We start from the raw sequence: 14,776 nt of genomic DNA on the forward strand, positions 1-14,776 counted from the left end.
CGTAAGACCCATGTAAGACCTGGGTCGTAGGCGGACTTCCCCCTCCAGACGGACAAACTCCCGGCGTGGCTTACATATCGTGATGATGTGTTCGGCAGGGTACGGGCGTGGTCGAGGCGCCACGGCGGGCTGGTGAGCGTCCTGCGGGTCGCCCCCCTCGCCGTCTTCAGCTTGCTTCTGGCGATCCCCTACGCCTCGCTCACCCCGGCGGGGGGCAGCCGGTACCTGGGCGTGGCGGGATATGTCGCGCTCTCGGTGCTGCTGATCGCGCCGCTGCTGTGGCGGCGCAGGCCGCTGGCCGCGTACGCGGTGATCTCGCTGGCCTCCTTCGGGCAGTGGCTGGCCCACGTCGACCCGCTGCCCGCCAACCTCGCGGTCATGGTGGCGCTGTGGACGGTCGCCTCCGAGTGCGCGTTCCGCTGGGCGCTGGCCGCCGGGCTGGTGGCCGAGCTGGGGATCTTCCTGGCGCTGGTGAACTGGTCCGTCGCCACCTTCGGCATGTTCTTCAGCGGCTCGATCTTCGTCGTCACCATCTGGCTGGCCGGCCTGTACGCCAACACCCGCCGGCGCTACCTCGAAGGGCTGGAGGAACGCGCCGAGCGGGCCGAGCGCGAACGCGACCAGCAGGCCAGGATGGCCGCCGCGGCCGAGCGCACGAGGATCGCCAGGGAGCTGCACGACGTGGTGGCGCACAATGTGAGCGTGATGGTGGTGCAGGCCGACGGCGCGGGCTTCGCCCTCGACAGCGACCCCGAGCAGGCCCGGCTGGCCGTACGGAACATCTCCAAGACCGGGCGGGCGGCCCTGGCCGAGATGCGCAGGATGGTCGGCGTTCTGCGCGAGAACGAGGACGACGACACCGACTACACCCCGCAACCCGGCCTGGGCCAGCTCGAAGAGCTGGTACGCGGCGCCGGCGTGCCGGCCAGCCTGCGGATCGGCGGCGTGCCCGGCGACCTTCCCGAAGGGCAGCAGCTCGCCGTCTACCGCATCGTCCAGGAGGCGCTGACGAACACGCTCAAGCACGGCGGCCCGCACGTCCACGCGCGGGTCGAGATCGACTACGGCGGGCCCGAGCTGGTCGTCCGGGTGACCGACGACGGCCGGGGCGCCGCCGCGCCGCGCAGCCCCGACGGGCATGGCCTGATCGGCATGCGCGAACGCGTCGGCATGTACGGCGGCGCCGTCTCGGCCGGTCCTCTGACCGGCGGCGGCTTCCAGGTGCTGGCCCGCCTCCCGACGGCCAGGGCGGCGTGATGATCAGGGTGATGCTGGTCGACGACCAGGAGCTGCTGCGGGCCGGGTTCAGGATGGTGCTCGGTGCCCAGCCCGACATCGACGTGGTGGCCGAGGCCGCCGACGGCGTCACGGCCCTGGAGCTGCTGGACCGCGTCGAGGTGGACGTCGTGCTCATGGACGTCCGCATGCCGCGCATGGACGGCGTCGAGGCGACCAGGCGCATCGACGGGCCGAAGGTGCTGATCCTGACCACGTTCGACCTCGACGAGTACGCCCTGGCCGCGATCAAGGCGGGCGCGGCCGGGTTCCTGCTGAAGGACGTGCCGCCCGCCGACCTGGTCAACGCCATCAGGCAGGTGCACGCGGGCGACGCCGTGGTCTCGCCGCGCACGCTGCGCCGGATGCTGGACCGCTTCGCCGCCCAGTTGCCGGTGGAGGAGCTGCCGGCGGCGACCGAGCTGACCCCGCGCGAGCGGGAGGTGCTGCTCATGGTGGCCCGCGGCCTGTCGAACATGGAGATCGCGAACCGCCTGGAGGTCGCCGAGGCCACGGTCAAGACGCATCTGGGCCGGGTGCTGGCCAAGCTGGGGCTGCGGGACCGGGCCCAGGTGGTCGTGTACGCGTACGAGGCGGGGCTCGTCGTGCCCTCGCATCGGCCGAAAGGCTGACGGGGGTCGTCTGAGGTCCTACACGAAGTCCCTCCTCAGGGCCCACAAGTACTGAAATTTCCACTCCTACCGTTGGTCGTGACGAAAAATTGCGACAAGGAGTGAAAGTGACCCTCACCGAGTCCTGGCGCGCGGCCCCGCCCGCGGTGGTGGCCAAGGCCCTGACCAAGGTGTACGGCCAGGGCGACGCCCAGGTCCACGCCCTTCGCGGCGTGGACGTGGCCTTCGCCACCGGCGCCTTCACGGCGATCATGGGCCCTTCCGGCTCCGGGAAGTCCACGCTCATGCACTGCCTGGCCGGCCTGGACACCGCCACCTCGGGCACGGTGCACATCGGCGACGTCGAGCTGACCGGTCTGGCCGACCGGCAGCTCACGCTGCTGCGCCGGGAGCGGATCGGCTTCATCTTCCAGGCGTTCAACCTGCTGCCCACGCTGACCGCCGAGCAGAACATCAGGCTGCCCCTGGACATCGCCGCCCGGCAGGCGGACGAGGAGCTGTTCGCCCGGGTCATCGACACCGTCGGGCTGCGGAACCGGCTCGGGCACCGGCCGGCCGAGCTGTCCGGCGGCCAGCAGCAGCGCGTGGCCGTGGCCAGGGCCCTGATCAGCAAGCCGCAGGTGATCTTCGCCGACGAGCCCACGGGCAACCTGGACTCGCGCAGCGGCTCGGAGATCCTGTCCTTCCTGCGCACCTCGGTCCGCGAGCTCGGCCAGACCATCGTCATGGTCACCCACGACCCGGTCGCGGCGGCCTACGCCGACCGGGTGGTGTTCCTGCGCGACGGCGAGCTGGTCACCGAGATCACCTCGCCGTCGCCGCAGGCCGTCCTGGACACGCTCGTGAAGCTGGAGGGCTGAGGTGCTGAAGACGGCGCTGGCCGGGCTGCGCGCGCACAAGCTCAGGCTGCTGCTCACCTCGCTGGCGATCACGCTCGGGGTGGGCTTCATCGCGGGCACGTTCGTGCTGAACGACACCATCCAGGCGGGCTTCTCCCAGCGCGTCACCGCCGCCGCCGACAAGGTGGACGTGGCCGTCCTGCCCAAGGAGCGCGACGGCGTGCTGCCGGAGAAGGCCCTGGAACGGGTGCGCGCCCTCGCCGGCGTGACCGAGGCGCAGGGCCTGATCCGCGACCCCGCGCCGCTGCTCGGCAAGGACGGCAGGGCGGTCGGCAGCAGCCCGACCACGGCCCTGTCCATCGTCCCCGGCCCGCTGGACCGCACCTCGATCGTCGCGGGCACCGGCCCGGGCACCGACGACCAGGCGGCCGTGCTGGACAAGAACACCGCGAAGTCGCAGGGCCTGCGGCTCGGCGACACGATCACCGTGCTCGACCGCAAGCAGGCCCGCCACCAGTTCCGGCTGGTCGGCCTGCTCGACCCCGGGGTGGACCAGGAGCTCTCCTTCACCGGCGCGCTCGGCTTCACCGCGGCCACCGCGCAGCGCATGACCGGCGCCAAGGGCTACCGCGAGATCGACGTCGCCGGCTCGGCCCCCGGGCTCAAGCAGGCCGTGGCCGCGGCGCTCGGCGACGGGTACGAGGTCAAGTCCGGCGCGGAGCTGGCCGACGACCTGGCGGCCTCGGCCGGGCTGTCGATGCGCACGCTGACCATCGGCCTGCTGCTGTTCGGGGCGGTGGCGATGATGGTGGCCGCGCTGGTCATCTACAACACCTTCACCATCCTGGTCGCGCAGCGCACCCGGGAGATGGCGCTGCTGCGCTGCATCGGCGCGACCCGCGGGCAGGTGTTCGGCTCGATCGTGCTGGAGTCGATCGCGGTCGGGCTGCTCGCCTCCGCGCTCGGCCTGCTCACCGGGTACGGGCTCGCCGTGCTCGCCCTGACGCTGCTGGCCGCGTTCGACGCCCCCATGCCCACGGACGCCGCGGTCGCGCTGACGCCGGCCACCATCGGGATCGGCCTGGCCGTCGGCCTGGTGGTCACCCTGTTCGCGGCCCTGCTGCCCGCGCGGGCGGCCACCCGTGTGCCGCCGGTCGCGGCGCTGCGCGCCCAGCCGGAGGAGCAGGTCTTCCGCACCAGCCTGCTGCGCTCGGTGTTCGCGGGGCTGTTCCTGCTGGCCGGGGCGGGTCTGACCGCGTTCGGCGTGGCGGGAATGCCGGCGGGCGAGACGAGCACGCTGTTCGTCGTGATGGCCGGCGGCGCGCTGGTCTTCCTGGCCGTGCTGATCCTCGGGCCGGTGCTGGTCGGGCCGCTGAGCGCGGTGGTGGGCTGGGTCCCGGCCAAGCTGTTCGGCGTGCCCGGACGCCTGGCCCTGGACAACTCCGCCCGCAACCCCCGGCGCGCGGCGACCACCACGGTCGCGCTCACCATCGGCGTCACGCTGATGACGCTGATCTCGGTGCTCAGCGCCTCCACCCGGCTGACCGTGTGGAACAAGCTCGACGAGCAGTTCCCGGTCGACTACATGCTGGCCGGCCAGGTGCAGGACAGCGGGGTGCCCAGGTCGGTGGCCGAGAAGCTGCGCGGCCGGCCCGAGCTGGCCTCGGTGCTGCAGATCCGCGAGACCCCCGGCAAGGTGGGCGACCGGCGCTTCGACATCGGCACCTACCACGGGACCGTCACGCCGGAGGTGCTGTCCGGCTCGATGGCGGGCCTTTCGGCCGGGCAGGTCGCGCTGCTCGACTACGCGGCCTCCGCCCTGGGCGTCAAGGTCGGCGACACGGTCACGGTGAGGACCGAGCTGGCCGGGTCGGTGCCGTTGAAGGTGGTCGCTGTCCTCGCCGGGACGAACTCCACCCTGCCGCCGCTCACCGTCGCCGAGCGGCCGTTCGACACCTACTACGACCGGGTGCCCGACTCCCGCGTGATGATCAACATCCGCGACGGCGTCGCGACCGACCAGGCCCGCCAGGTGGTCAGGGCCGCGATCGCGGCCCATCCCACCGTCCAGATGGCCAGCTCGACCGAGGTGCGCGGGCAATTCGACGAGACCCTGGACATGCTGCTCATGATCGTGACCGGGCTGCTCGGGCTGGCGATCCTGATCTCGCTGCTGGGCATCGCCAACACCCTGTCGTTGTCGGTGCACGAGCGCACCAGGGAGTCGGCGCTGCTGCGGGCGCTCGGGCTGACCCGGCCGCAGCTGCGGCGGATGCTCTCGGTCGAGGCGCTGCTGCTCGGCCTGATCGGGGCGCTGGTCGGCGTGGTGCTCGGCGCCGTGTTCGGCTGGGCCGCGGTACGGGCGATGCTGCCGGGGGCGGTCTTCTCCGCGCCGCTCGGGCAGATCGCGCTGTTCGTGGTGCTCTCGGGGCTGGCGGGCGTGCTGGCCGCCGTGGTGCCGGCCCGGCGGGCGGCCAGGGCGTCGATCGTCGGCTCGCTGGCTACCGGTTAATCCCTGATAAAAGCGAATAAAAGCGAAAAATCAGGATAGAGGGTACGCGCAGGGGCTGCGCGGCCTCATGGGACAGGTGTCGTGGGGGACGCCGAGGCCGCGCGGCCACGAACGTGCCCGCAGGTCCGGCGTCCTATGGGGGCGGCCACGGACATGCCGGGCGCCTTCCGGGGCGACGGCCAGGTACGTGCCGGCAGGCGGGCCCCCTAGGGGGGAGGCCACGTGCGCGACGACAGGTCGGGCGCCCTATGGGGGCGGCGCCCGGCCTTCCGTGCGTCATGCGGTCAGCGCGGGGTGCGGCCGGGCCAGAGCTCGGCGACGGTCTCCGGATCCAGCAGCGGCCGCACCACGACCTCCCCGGACGACTTGTCGATCACGATGCACGCCCCGCCGATCGTGTCCGGCAGGGTGGTGGGGTCGTCGGGGTCGAGCTCCCGGATCCAGGCGACGTACCCGTCGTGGAAGCCGTACAGGCCTACCGACAGCGGCTCGTCCGGCGGGCGCGTCCCGTTGACGTACTCCTCCGCCAGCGCCCTGGCCTGGTCCATGTTCATCGCGGCCGCCCCTGCCGGTCGAGGATCATGCAGAACACCCCCGTCACCGTCGCGTACGGCGGCTCGACCGACATGTGCCCGCGCTGGGCGTCGATCCAGATCACCTCGCTGCCGGAGTTGACCGCGTTCCAGACGTGCGACCCGCCGCCCGGCCAGCGCACCACGATGACCGCGCTCGCGCCGTGCCCGGCCTCCAGCAGCCGCCGGGCGATCATGGGATAGGCGTGCCGCCCCTGGCCCGCGTACTGGAACCGCTGGCCGGTCCACCGCTCGATCCGGGCCGCTCCGCCCCTCTCGCCGGTGAGCAGCGGCCGGCCGATCCCGTCGTACTCGGGGAGCCGGGGGGCGGCGGTGGCGGGCTCGCCGTGCCAGGTGGACAACACGGCCAGGGCGCAGTCGGCGGCGTTGGAGGCCCGGAAGGGGTCGTCCGCCGGGCCGCCGCCGTTGATCAGCCGGACCCAGGTGCCGCGCGGGTCGGGGAACCGGGCGCCGGGCTCCAGCGCCTGCCTCAGCTCCCGTTCCACCTGCGGGTCGGGCTGTGCCAGCCCGCCGGGCAGCCCGTACGGCCGGCTGTCGGCCAGCCTCGGCGGCCGCCGCTCGCCCTCGAACCAGTCGACGGCGGCACGGTTCCTCGCCCGGTCGATCCGGGCCTCCAGCGGGTGGCGTCCGTCCGCGCCGCGGACCCCGTCCCGTTCCCCGAACTCCAGCCGTCGCATCCCGCTGACCGCCGCCCCGAAACCGAGCGTCACCGCGCCCCCGGGTCTCTCCGGCCCACCGGCCGGGCCCCCTGGGAACTCCCTCGGCTCCCGAGCGTCCGGCCCGGCCCCAGGCGAGCTGCCCTTGTCCGGACGGACCTCACTCAGGCTCCCCTTGTCCGGACCTGCCGCACGCAGGCTCCCCTCGTCGGGACCGGACGCACGTAGGCTCTCCTTGTCGGGACCGGACGCACGTAGGCTCCCCTTGTCGGGACCGGACGCACGCAGGCCCCCCTCGTCCGAACCGGCCGCACGCAGATTCCCCTCGTCCGGACCGGACGCACGCAGGCTTCCCGTGTCCGGGGCCCGGAGGGTGCTCCCGCGTGCCGGGCCCGCTTGCGGGGCGGTTCCGTTCAGGCCGATCTCGCGCGGGGCGGCCTGCGTGAGCGCGGTTCCGTGCGGATCGCGGGCCGGGTGAGCCGTCGTGCGCGAGGCCTCCCGCTCCCGGAGCTGCCAGTCGTCGGGCGCGGCAGGACGCCCCTCAGGGGGGCCGGACGTGCCGGTGTGCGCCTTCGCGGCGTTCGGCACGTCGGCGATCGGCGTTTCTGCGGCGATCTGCCCGCCGGTCGCCGCGCCAACACCACCGCCGCCGCCACCGGCGTCGGAGCCGGAGCCGGAGCCGGAGCCGGAGCCGGAGCCGGAAGCGGAGCCGGGCGGCTCGGCGGGAGGCGGCGCCGGGCCGTCCGGCACGCCCGTCGGCGCCTTCCGGTCGATCGGCGGGCCGGGACGTACGTCCTCCCGTTCGTCCGGGAGGGCGGCGGCGAGGCGGTTGACGGTGTTCAGGCTGAACGTCAGGCCGTACGGCGTGTCGGTGCGGGCCGGGGCCGGGCGGGTGGCGAGACCGGTGAGCACGTCGAGAGCGGAGGCCACACCTGCGGCGGGGGCTGCGGCGGGCTGGGGGGATGGCTGGGAAGGGGCAGGGGCCCGCGTACGGAGGCCGGGCGGCGGCGGCTCCTCGTCGCGGACGCTGGAGGCGGCGGGCGTTAAGGGGGCCGAGCCCTCACGGGAGGAGGGCGCCTCGGTCGTGGCGGGCTCTTCGCCAGGGACGTCCTCGGCGGCGCGTTCGTAGTCGAGCCACCGGACCCCCTCCCCCACCACCGGGTTGTACTGCCCCTCCGGAAGGACCCCTCGGACGCTCGACTTGCGTTCGCGGACCACGTCCTGCCTCCTGTCCTGCTTGGACGACCGATCGTAGGGCCGCCGTCGCGTCCGAGAGGGGGAAGTGGGGAAGATTATCCGTCTGGGGGAACGGCTTTACCTGCGCAAACGTTCGCGAATCAGGCCACCTGGACGGTCACGGCCGGCCACCCGCTGGCGCCGTCGGGCGCGGGCGGCGCCTGCCGTTCGGTCTGGGTGCGACCCGCCGCGTCCGTGGCCCGCGCCTCGATCGTGTGCTCCCCGGGCGTGGCGTCCCAGTCGAGCGCCCACTGCCGCCAGGTGTCGGGCCCCGGCACGGCGGCCAGCCGCGCCTGCCGCCACTCGCCGCGATCGACCCGCACCTCGACGGCGTCCACGCCGGTGTGCTGGGCCCACGCCACCCCGGCGATGGTCGTGCGCCCGGCCTTCAGCGAGGCGCCGCTCTTCGGGACGTCGATGCGCGACTCGGTCTTGATCGGCCCCTTGGCGGCCCACCCGCGTGGCGTCCAGTACGCCTGGTCCCGGTCGAACCGGGTCACCTTCACGTCCACCACCCACTTGGTGGCCGACACGTACCCGTACAGGCCGGGCACGACCTGGCGCACGGGGAAACCGTGCTCGAACGGCAGCGCCTCGCCGTTCATGGCGACGGCGAAGAGGGCGTCGCGGCCGTCCATCACGACGTCCACGGGTGTGCCGCAGGTGAAGCCGTCGTCGGAGGTGGACAGCAGCATGTCGGCGCCCGGCTGGAGCCCGGCACGGCGCAGCAGGTCGGCCATGCGTACGCCCAGCCAGCGGGCGTTGCCGACGTACGGGCCGCCGACCTCGTTGGAGACGCAGGTGAGGGTGATGTCGGCCTCGGTGAGCGGCAGGTTCAGCAGCTCGGCGTAGGTGATCTCGACTGGTCTGTCCACCATGCCGTGGATGCGAAGCTTCCAGGCGCGCGGGTCCACCTGGGGGACGACGAGCGCCGTATCAACCCTATAGAAGTCCTGATTTTTCGTGATGAAGGAGGACAGGCCGGGGATGCGGAAGTCCGTACCGGCGGGCAGGGGCCGGGCGGGCGTCGCCGGCCTGGGCAGCGCCAGGTTCCCCCGCGTCGCGGCCAGCTCCCGCCGCCCGCCGAGCTGCCGGCCCAGCGCGGCCGACGCCCCCGCCACCACGATCCCGCCCGCCACCCCGGTGATCAGCCGCCGCCGGTCGAAGCCCCGTTCCCCCGCCCCGGCCCGCATCACAGCAGGCCGCTCCACAGCCCCCGCACCATCCGCACCGACCTCGGAGCCCGCCCCGCTGCCCCGGCCGGCACCGCCGACCTTGGAGCCCGCCCCGCTGCCCCCGCCGGCACCGCCGACCCCGGAAACCGTGCCCTCACCGCCGCCCCCAGGCGCCGCCTCGCCACCGGCCTCACCGGCCGCGAGCGTGCCGCCGGCCTCGGGGGCCTCCGGAGCCGCCACGGCCGTACCGCGACCGCCGCCCGCGCGCCGCAGCAGCCACCCCAGCGCCAGCCCCCCGCACAACACCCCGGCAACCGTGGGCAGCACGTCCGCCGCCCCCGCCCCCGGACGGGTGAGCACCGCGGCCACCCCCACCACCCCGAACAGGGCCAGCCCCGCGTACCCGTACGCGAGCCGCCGCCGCGCCAGCACCCCGATGACGGCCGCGATCCCGGCGAGCACCACGAGCACGCCCCCGACGAGGACGGTCTTGTCGTTCTCCCCGAACGTGTTGATCGCGAAGTCCTTCACCGGCGCCGGCGTCAGGTCGACGGCGGCGTCCCCCACCGCGACCACCGGGAAGGTCTCAGGACCGGCGAACCCGGCGACGAGCTGCGCGATCCCCAGCGCCAGCGCGCCCGCCGTGAGCCCCGCCAGGGCGCCGGCCCAGGCGGGCATGGTCTCGTTCTTCTGCACGGTACGACGTTACGTCGCCCGCGGTCAGCAGGTTCTTACGCGGTGGTTACGAGCCGACGATGTCGCGCACGATCGGCGCCAGCGCGCGGAAGGCGCGGCCCCGGTGGCTGATGGCGTCCTTCTCGTCGGGAGACAGCTCGGCGGTGGTGCGGTCGTGGCCGAGCGGGACCAGGATCGGGTCGTAGCCGAAGCCGTTGGTGCCCCGCGGGGTGGTGATCAGGTGGCCGGGCAGCGTGCCCTCCACCACCCGGTGCTCCCCGGACGGCAGCGCGAGCGCCGCGGCGCAGGCGAAGTGCGCCGACAGCTTCTCGGCGGGCACGTCGGAGAGCTGGGCGAGCAGCAGGTCGAGGTTGGCCTGGTCGTCGCCGTGGCGGCCGGACCAGCGGGCCGAGAAGACGCCGGGCATGCCGTTGAGCACGTCGACGCAGAGCCCGGAGTCGTCGGCCACGGCCGGCAGCCCGGAACCCTTGGCGACGGCGTGCGCCTTGAGCAGGGCGTTCTCCTCGAAGGTGACGCCGGTCTCGGCGACCTCGCCGATCTCGGGGAACTCCTCCAGGCCGACGATCTCGAACCCGGCGAGGATGCGCCGCAGCTCCGCGATCTTGCCCGGGTTGCGGGTGGCGAGCACGATCTTCATGCGCCCAGCGCCTCCTGCTGGATCAGGGTGAGCTCCTCGCACCCAGCGGCGGCCAGGTCGAGCAGCTGGTCGAGGGCCGCGCGGTCGAAGGGCACGCCCTCGGCGGTGCCCTGCACCTCGACGAAGGCGCCCTCGCCGGTCATCACGACGTTCATGTCGGTCTCGGCGGCGACGTCTTCGGTGTAGCACAGGTCGAGCATGGGGACCGAGCCGACGACCCCGACGGAGACGGCCGCGACCGAGCCGATCAGCGGGTCTCCGGGGCACATCTTGCGCGCCTTCATCCAGGCGACGGCGTCGGCCAGCGCTACATAGGCGCCGGTGATCGCGGCGGTCCTGGTGCCGCCGTCGGCCTGCAGAACGTCGCAGTCGAGCACAATGGAGTTTTCGCCCAGCGCCTTGTAATCGACGCACGCGCGAAGTGATCTTCCGATCAACCGGGAAATCTCGTGCGTGCGCCCGCCGATTTTGCCGCGGACCGATTCCCGATCATTACGGGTATTGGTCGCCCGCGGCAGCATCGCGTATTCGGCCGTGACCCAGCCCTGCCCGCTGCCCCTGCGCCAGCGCGGCACGCTGTCCTGCACCGACGCCGCGCACAGCACCCTCGTGCCGCCGAACTCGACGAGGACCGAACCCTCGGCATGCGCCAGCCACTGCCGGGTGATGGTGATGGGGCGTAGCTGGTCGGGGTTGCGGCCATCCTGTCGGGACATGCAGATCACCCTATCTCCGCGGCACGACACTCTTGACCAAATGTGTCCGACACATGGATCCTTACGCAATGACAACGGGGGTGTTGCGAAACCCTGACTTCCTCCGGTTCCTGACGTCGCACGTGGGGAACGAACTGGGAGCGAATATCTCGCGCGTGGCCCTCCCGCTGGTGGCGGTCGTCACGCTGCACGCGCAGCCGGCCCAGGTGGCTCTGCTGTCCGCGCTGCAGACCGCCGCGTTCCTCGTCCTCGGCCTGCCCGCGGGGGTGTGGGTCGACCGGATGCGCCGGCGCCGCGTGATGATGGTCACCGATCTGGCCAGGTTCGTGCTGCTGGCGAGCATTCCGCTGGCGGCGCAACTGGGCGTGCTGTCGATCGGGATGATGTTCGCGGTCGCCTTCCTGGCGGGTGCGGCGCAGGTGTTCAACGACGTCGCGGACCAGACGTACCTGCCCAGCCTGGTGAGCGCGCGGCAGCTCGGCGACGGCAACTCCAAGCTGGAGGTGGTGCGCTCCGGCGGCTTCCTGGCCGGGCCGGGCGTCGGCGGCCTGCTGGTGCAGCTCGTCGGCGCGCCGTTCACGATGCTCGCCACCGCGCTGGGCTCGCTGACGTCGGCGCTGTTCCTCAGCAGCATCAAGACCCCGGACAAGCCGCCGGCGACGGGCGAGCCCGAGCCGTTGCTGCGCGGCATCGGCGTGGGCCTGCGCTACGTGTGGCGCGACCGCCTGCTGCGCATGTTCGCCGCGTCCTCGGTGATGGCGAACCTGACGGTCGGCGCCGTGCTCGGCCTGTCGGTGTTGTTCCTGGCCGAGGAGGTGGGCCTGGCGCCGGCTCTCATCGGCGTGCTGCTCATGTCCGGCGGGTTCGGCGGCGTGGCCGCGGGCCTGCTCGGCGCGCTCCTGGCCAGGAAGGTCGGCACGGCCAGGATCACCTGGCTCTCCCTCACCGTGCCGGCGCCCTTCGCCCTGCTGCTGCCGATGACCCAGGCCGACTGGCGGGTGGCGTTCTTCGCCGTCACCTCGGTCGCGTTGTCGTGGAGCTCGACGCTGGGCACGGTCGGTCAGGTCACCTATCGGCAGACGACGGTCCCCGAGCAGCTGCTGGGCCGGGTCAACGCCTCGTTCCGGTCGTTGACGTGGGCCTCGGTCCCGCTGGGCGCGCTGCTCGGCGGGATCGTCGCCCAGCAGTTCGGCGTGCGGACGGCCTTGTGGGTGTTCATGATCGGCCGGGTCGTGTCGTTCGTGCCGCTGCTGTTCTCGCCGCTGCCCCGATTACGCGACTTCGACGACGCTCAGGCCAGGTCGTAGACCGCGCCGCTGCGGGCCAGCTCGATCGGCCCGGCGTAGCCGCCCCTCGACGCGTCCTGCAGCACTCTGGCGTTGTCGTTCCACGGCACCAGATGGGTGAGCACGAGCTTGCCCGCGTTGGCCTTGGCCGCGTGCTCGGCCGCCTGACGCCCGGTCAGGTGCAGGTCGGGCGGCAGGTCGGGCCCCTCGACGAACGAAGCCTCGCACAACAAGAGGTCGGCCCCCGCGGCCAGCTTGACCAGCTCCGCCGACTCCCCGGTGTCCCCCGAGTACGCCACGCAGACGTCGTCGCTGGCCACCCGGAACCCGTACGCCTCGACCGGATGGTTCACCAGGCCGGCGGTGACGATGAACGGCCCCACCTCGAACGAGCCGGGCGACAGCGGCGTGAAGTCGAAGGCGGTCTCCAGGCCGGGCTCGTCCGGCATCCCGTACGCGGCCGCGAGCCGGGCCGGCGCCCCCTCCGGCGCGTAGACCGGCACGGGCGGGTACGGCGCGTCGGGCCCGTACGTGCGGGCCACGTGGTAACCGCAGACGTCGAGGCAGTGGTCGGCGTGCAGATGGGACAGGCAGATGGCGTCCACGTCGTAGAGGCCGATGTGGCGCTGGAGCGCGCCGAGCGACCCGTTGCCGAGGTCGAGCAGCATCCTGAACCCCTCGGCCTCGACGAGGTAGCAGGACGCTGGGCTGTCGGGGCCGGGGTAGCTGCCCGAGCAGCCGACGATGGTCACCTTCATGTGGGCCTCCCGCTAAAGGTAGTACCCCCCACTGGCGCGACTTCGACCACGTCGATCTCCGGGCCCAGGAACCGCCTGCCGAGGCGGGCGAAGAGCTGGGAGTCGCCGGTGGCGCGGAAGCGGTGCCGGGGGGTGGCCTCGCCTCCCGCCGCCAGTCCGCGGTCGTGCAGGATCCGGTAGACGTCCTTGGCCGTCTCGTCGGCGCTGGAGACCAGCGTGACCCCGTCGCCGACGACGTAGGAGATCGCGCCGGTGAGCAGCGGGTAGTGGGTGCAGCCGAGGATGAGCGTGTCGCAGCCGGCCGCCCTGATCGGCTCCAGGTAGTCGCGCAGGACGTCGATGAGCTCCTTGCTCATCGTCTCCCCGCGCTCGACGTACTCCACCAGCCGGGGCGCGGCCACGCCGGTGAGCTGCACGTCGGGGGCCGCGGTGAAGGCGTCGTGGTAGGCCAGCGACGTGATGGTGGCCTGGGTGGCGATCACGCCGACCCGGCCGGTGCGGGTGGCGCGCACCGCGCGCCTGGTGGCGGGCTGGATCACCTCGACGACCGGCACGTCGTAGCGCTCGCGGGCGTCGCGCAGGACGGCGGCGCTGGCGCTGTTGCACGCGATGACGAGCATCTTGACGTCCTGCTCGACGAGGTGGTCCATCACCTCGAGGGCGTAGGCGCGCAGCTCCGCGATGGGTTTCGGCCCGTACGGCTGGCGGGCCGTGTCGGCCACGTAGGTGATCGACTCGTGGGGCAGCTGGTCGATGATCGCGCGCGCGACCGTCAGGCCGCCCACCCCGCTGTCGAAGATCCCAATACTCTCGTCCGGCACGTTCTAGAGGGTAGGCGACCTGCTCGATCAACACCGCGTAAGAATGCTCACACCTGATGAAGGCGCGACTGTCGTGTTGCTCACATCAGCCCCTGCCGACCCTGGCGAGCTGGCGCGACTGGGCCACGAGCCGGCCCGCGGAGTCCCAGACCTCGACCTCCTCGTCGAACCAGCCGTCCGAAATGAGCCGGCCGCTGCCGATCAGGGTGAGCCAGCCGGGGGCGGGCAGGGCGCGCAGGTGCCAGGTGAGCTCGACGGTGGGCGCCCAGCCGCGGGCGCCGGCGGAGAACACCACGGGCGGCAGCGCGTCCACGGCCAGGGCCAGCACGTACGGGTCGGCGTCCTGCGGCTCGGCCATCCTGAAGTACGCCCGCGACTCCGGCCGGCCCGTCGGCTCGCCGGCCAGCCAGGCGATGGTGGGCGGGTCGAAGCGCATGTCCATCTGGGCGTTGAGGGTCATGTTGTTCTCGGGCTTGGGGTCGGGCAGCTTGACGCACTCCTCGACGGACGGCATGACGACCGAGGGCGCGTCGGTGTAGACGGGGTCGGCGCCGGTCAGGGTGGCGGTGGTGATCAGGCTCTCGATCTGCGGCACGCCGTCCTGGACGAGGGTGGCCCTGGCGAAGGCGGCCGTGCGGCCCGACTTCAGCGGCTCGACCCGGACCTGGGCGGGGCCGGCGACCGGTGACTTGAGGAACTGCGAGGTGGTGCTCACCGGGTGCTCGAACGGCGAGGCGTCCACGGCGGCGCGCAGGACCACGGCCATCAGGTAGCCGCCGTTGAGCGGGCCGCCGATGGAGTATCCGGGGTCGAGGCACACGTCATAGGTGGTCTCGTCGACCCTGATCGCCTGTGTGGCCTCGTCGAACTTGGTCATCCCGCCCTGCCTTCACCGTACGGAACTATATTCTAGTAGTCCCCCCACTCTACGCGGGGCTGCCGCG

At 72.8% G+C, this 14,776-nt stretch carries 13 protein-coding genes; 5 read left to right on the top strand and 8 right to left on the bottom strand.

The annotated features are described in order from the left end of the window. The first annotated feature begins 87 nt into the window (after positions 1 to 87). The 4 genes from ACFYYW_RS06535 to ACFYYW_RS06550 all read left to right on the top strand — a co-directional run bounded on the left by ACFYYW_RS06535 (position 88) and on the right by ACFYYW_RS06550 (position 5,258). Positions 88 to 1,257 carry a sensor histidine kinase gene (locus ACFYYW_RS06535; protein ID WP_387645856.1) on the top strand — a complete coding sequence of 390 codons (1,170 nt, stop codon included), beginning with the start codon at positions 88 to 90 and terminating at the stop codon, positions 1,255 to 1,257. Further along, the gene (locus tag ACFYYW_RS06540) at positions 1,257 to 1,907 is read left to right on the top strand and encodes a response regulator transcription factor (RefSeq protein ID WP_352350144.1); all 651 of its coding nucleotides are present in this window, start codon (positions 1,257 to 1,259) and stop codon (positions 1,905 to 1,907) included. The genes ACFYYW_RS06535 and ACFYYW_RS06540 overlap by 1 nt, the downstream gene beginning before the upstream one ends. Positions 1,908 to 2,014: 107 nt before the next feature. Further along, complete coding sequence (locus ACFYYW_RS06545) at positions 2,015 to 2,767, top strand: ABC transporter ATP-binding protein (protein ID WP_352326179.1); 753 nt, start codon at positions 2,015 to 2,017, stop codon at positions 2,765 to 2,767. 1 nt (position 2,768) lies between these two features. After that, positions 2,769 to 5,258, top strand: coding sequence for an ABC transporter permease (locus ACFYYW_RS06550; RefSeq protein WP_387645860.1), 2,490 nt, complete (start codon positions 2,769 to 2,771; stop codon positions 5,256 to 5,258). Positions 5,259 to 5,542: 284 nt separating this feature from the next. Here the strand turns inward: ACFYYW_RS06550 and ACFYYW_RS06555 are convergent, their stop codons facing one another. From ACFYYW_RS06555 to rph, 5 genes are all read right to left on the bottom strand, one after another. After that, a complete protein-coding gene (locus ACFYYW_RS06555) occupies positions 5,543 to 5,812 on the bottom strand; it encodes a hypothetical protein (RefSeq protein ID WP_352326181.1) in 270 nt (89 codons plus the stop codon). Then, positions 5,809 to 7,725 carry a toxin glutamine deamidase domain-containing protein gene (locus tag ACFYYW_RS06560; protein ID WP_387645863.1) on the bottom strand — a complete coding sequence of 639 codons (1,917 nt, stop codon included), beginning with the start codon at positions 7,723 to 7,725 and terminating at the stop codon, positions 5,809 to 5,811. The genes ACFYYW_RS06555 and ACFYYW_RS06560 overlap by 4 nt, the downstream gene beginning before the upstream one ends. Positions 7,726 to 7,844: 119 nt before the next feature. After that, positions 7,845 to 9,614: a molybdopterin-dependent oxidoreductase gene (locus tag ACFYYW_RS06565; protein WP_387645866.1), complete on the bottom strand. Its 1,770-nt coding sequence runs from the start codon at positions 9,612 to 9,614 to the stop codon at positions 7,845 to 7,847. A 46-nt stretch (positions 9,615 to 9,660) separates the two neighbouring features. After that, entirely contained in the window at positions 9,661 to 10,251 is a 591-nt protein-coding gene (gene rdgB, locus ACFYYW_RS06570) for an RdgB/HAM1 family non-canonical purine NTP pyrophosphatase (RefSeq protein WP_352326185.1), read from the bottom strand. Then, positions 10,248 to 10,967: a ribonuclease PH gene (rph, locus tag ACFYYW_RS06575; RefSeq protein ID WP_352326186.1), complete on the bottom strand. Its 720-nt coding sequence runs from the start codon at positions 10,965 to 10,967 to the stop codon at positions 10,248 to 10,250. Before rph ends, rdgB begins: the two co-directional genes overlap by 4 nt. A gap of 68 nt (positions 10,968 to 11,035) precedes the next feature. On the opposite strand from rph, the gene ACFYYW_RS06580 reads away from it, so the two are divergent. Beyond that, positions 11,036 to 12,274, top strand: a complete 1,239-nt coding sequence (locus ACFYYW_RS06580; protein ID WP_352326188.1) for an MFS transporter — start codon at positions 11,036 to 11,038, stop codon at positions 12,272 to 12,274. Here the strand turns inward: ACFYYW_RS06580 and ACFYYW_RS06585 are convergent. From ACFYYW_RS06585 to ACFYYW_RS06595, 3 genes are all read right to left on the bottom strand, one after another. Next, positions 12,259 to 13,011 (bottom strand): MBL fold metallo-hydrolase, encoded by a 753-nt coding sequence (locus ACFYYW_RS06585; RefSeq protein WP_387645870.1) that lies wholly within the window; start codon positions 13,009 to 13,011, stop codon positions 12,259 to 12,261. The two genes, ACFYYW_RS06580 and ACFYYW_RS06585, sit on opposite strands and share 16 nt — an antisense overlap. Next, positions 13,008 to 13,832, bottom strand: coding sequence for a glutamate racemase (murI, locus tag ACFYYW_RS06590; RefSeq protein WP_387645872.1), 825 nt, complete (start codon positions 13,830 to 13,832; stop codon positions 13,008 to 13,010). The genes ACFYYW_RS06585 and murI overlap by 4 nt, the downstream gene beginning before the upstream one ends. A gap of 85 nt (positions 13,833 to 13,917) precedes the next feature. After that, complete coding sequence (locus ACFYYW_RS06595) at positions 13,918 to 14,709, bottom strand: thioesterase family protein (RefSeq protein WP_364324666.1); 792 nt, start codon at positions 14,707 to 14,709, stop codon at positions 13,918 to 13,920. Positions 14,710 to 14,776: the final 67 nt, after the last annotated feature.

Origin of the sequence: Nonomuraea sp. NPDC001831 (genome assembly GCF_042892035.1) — a bacterium.
GTDB lineage: Bacteria > Actinomycetota > Actinomycetes > Streptosporangiales > Streptosporangiaceae > Nonomuraea.

Excerpts from the sequence above, each read along its gene's own strand:
- ACFYYW_RS06585 (WP_387645870.1), bottom strand. The coding sequence starts at position 13,011 with ATGAAGGTGACCATCGTCGGCTGCTCGGGCAGCTACCCCGGCCCCGAC.
- ACFYYW_RS06580 (WP_352326188.1), top strand. The coding sequence starts at position 11,036 with ATGACAACGGGGGTGTTGCGAAACCCTGACTTCCTCCGGTTCCTGACG.
- ACFYYW_RS06555 (WP_352326181.1), bottom strand. The coding sequence starts at position 5,812 with ATGAACATGGACCAGGCCAGGGCGCTGGCGGAGGAGTACGTCAACGGG.
- rph (WP_352326186.1), bottom strand. The coding sequence starts at position 10,967 with ATGTCCCGACAGGATGGCCGCAACCCCGACCAGCTACGCCCCATCACC.
- rdgB (WP_352326185.1), bottom strand. The coding sequence starts at position 10,251 with ATGAAGATCGTGCTCGCCACCCGCAACCCGGGCAAGATCGCGGAGCTG.
- ACFYYW_RS06595 (WP_364324666.1), bottom strand. The coding sequence starts at position 14,709 with ATGACCAAGTTCGACGAGGCCACACAGGCGATCAGGGTCGACGAGACC.
- ACFYYW_RS06540 (WP_352350144.1), top strand. The coding sequence starts at position 1,257 with ATGATCAGGGTGATGCTGGTCGACGACCAGGAGCTGCTGCGGGCCGGG.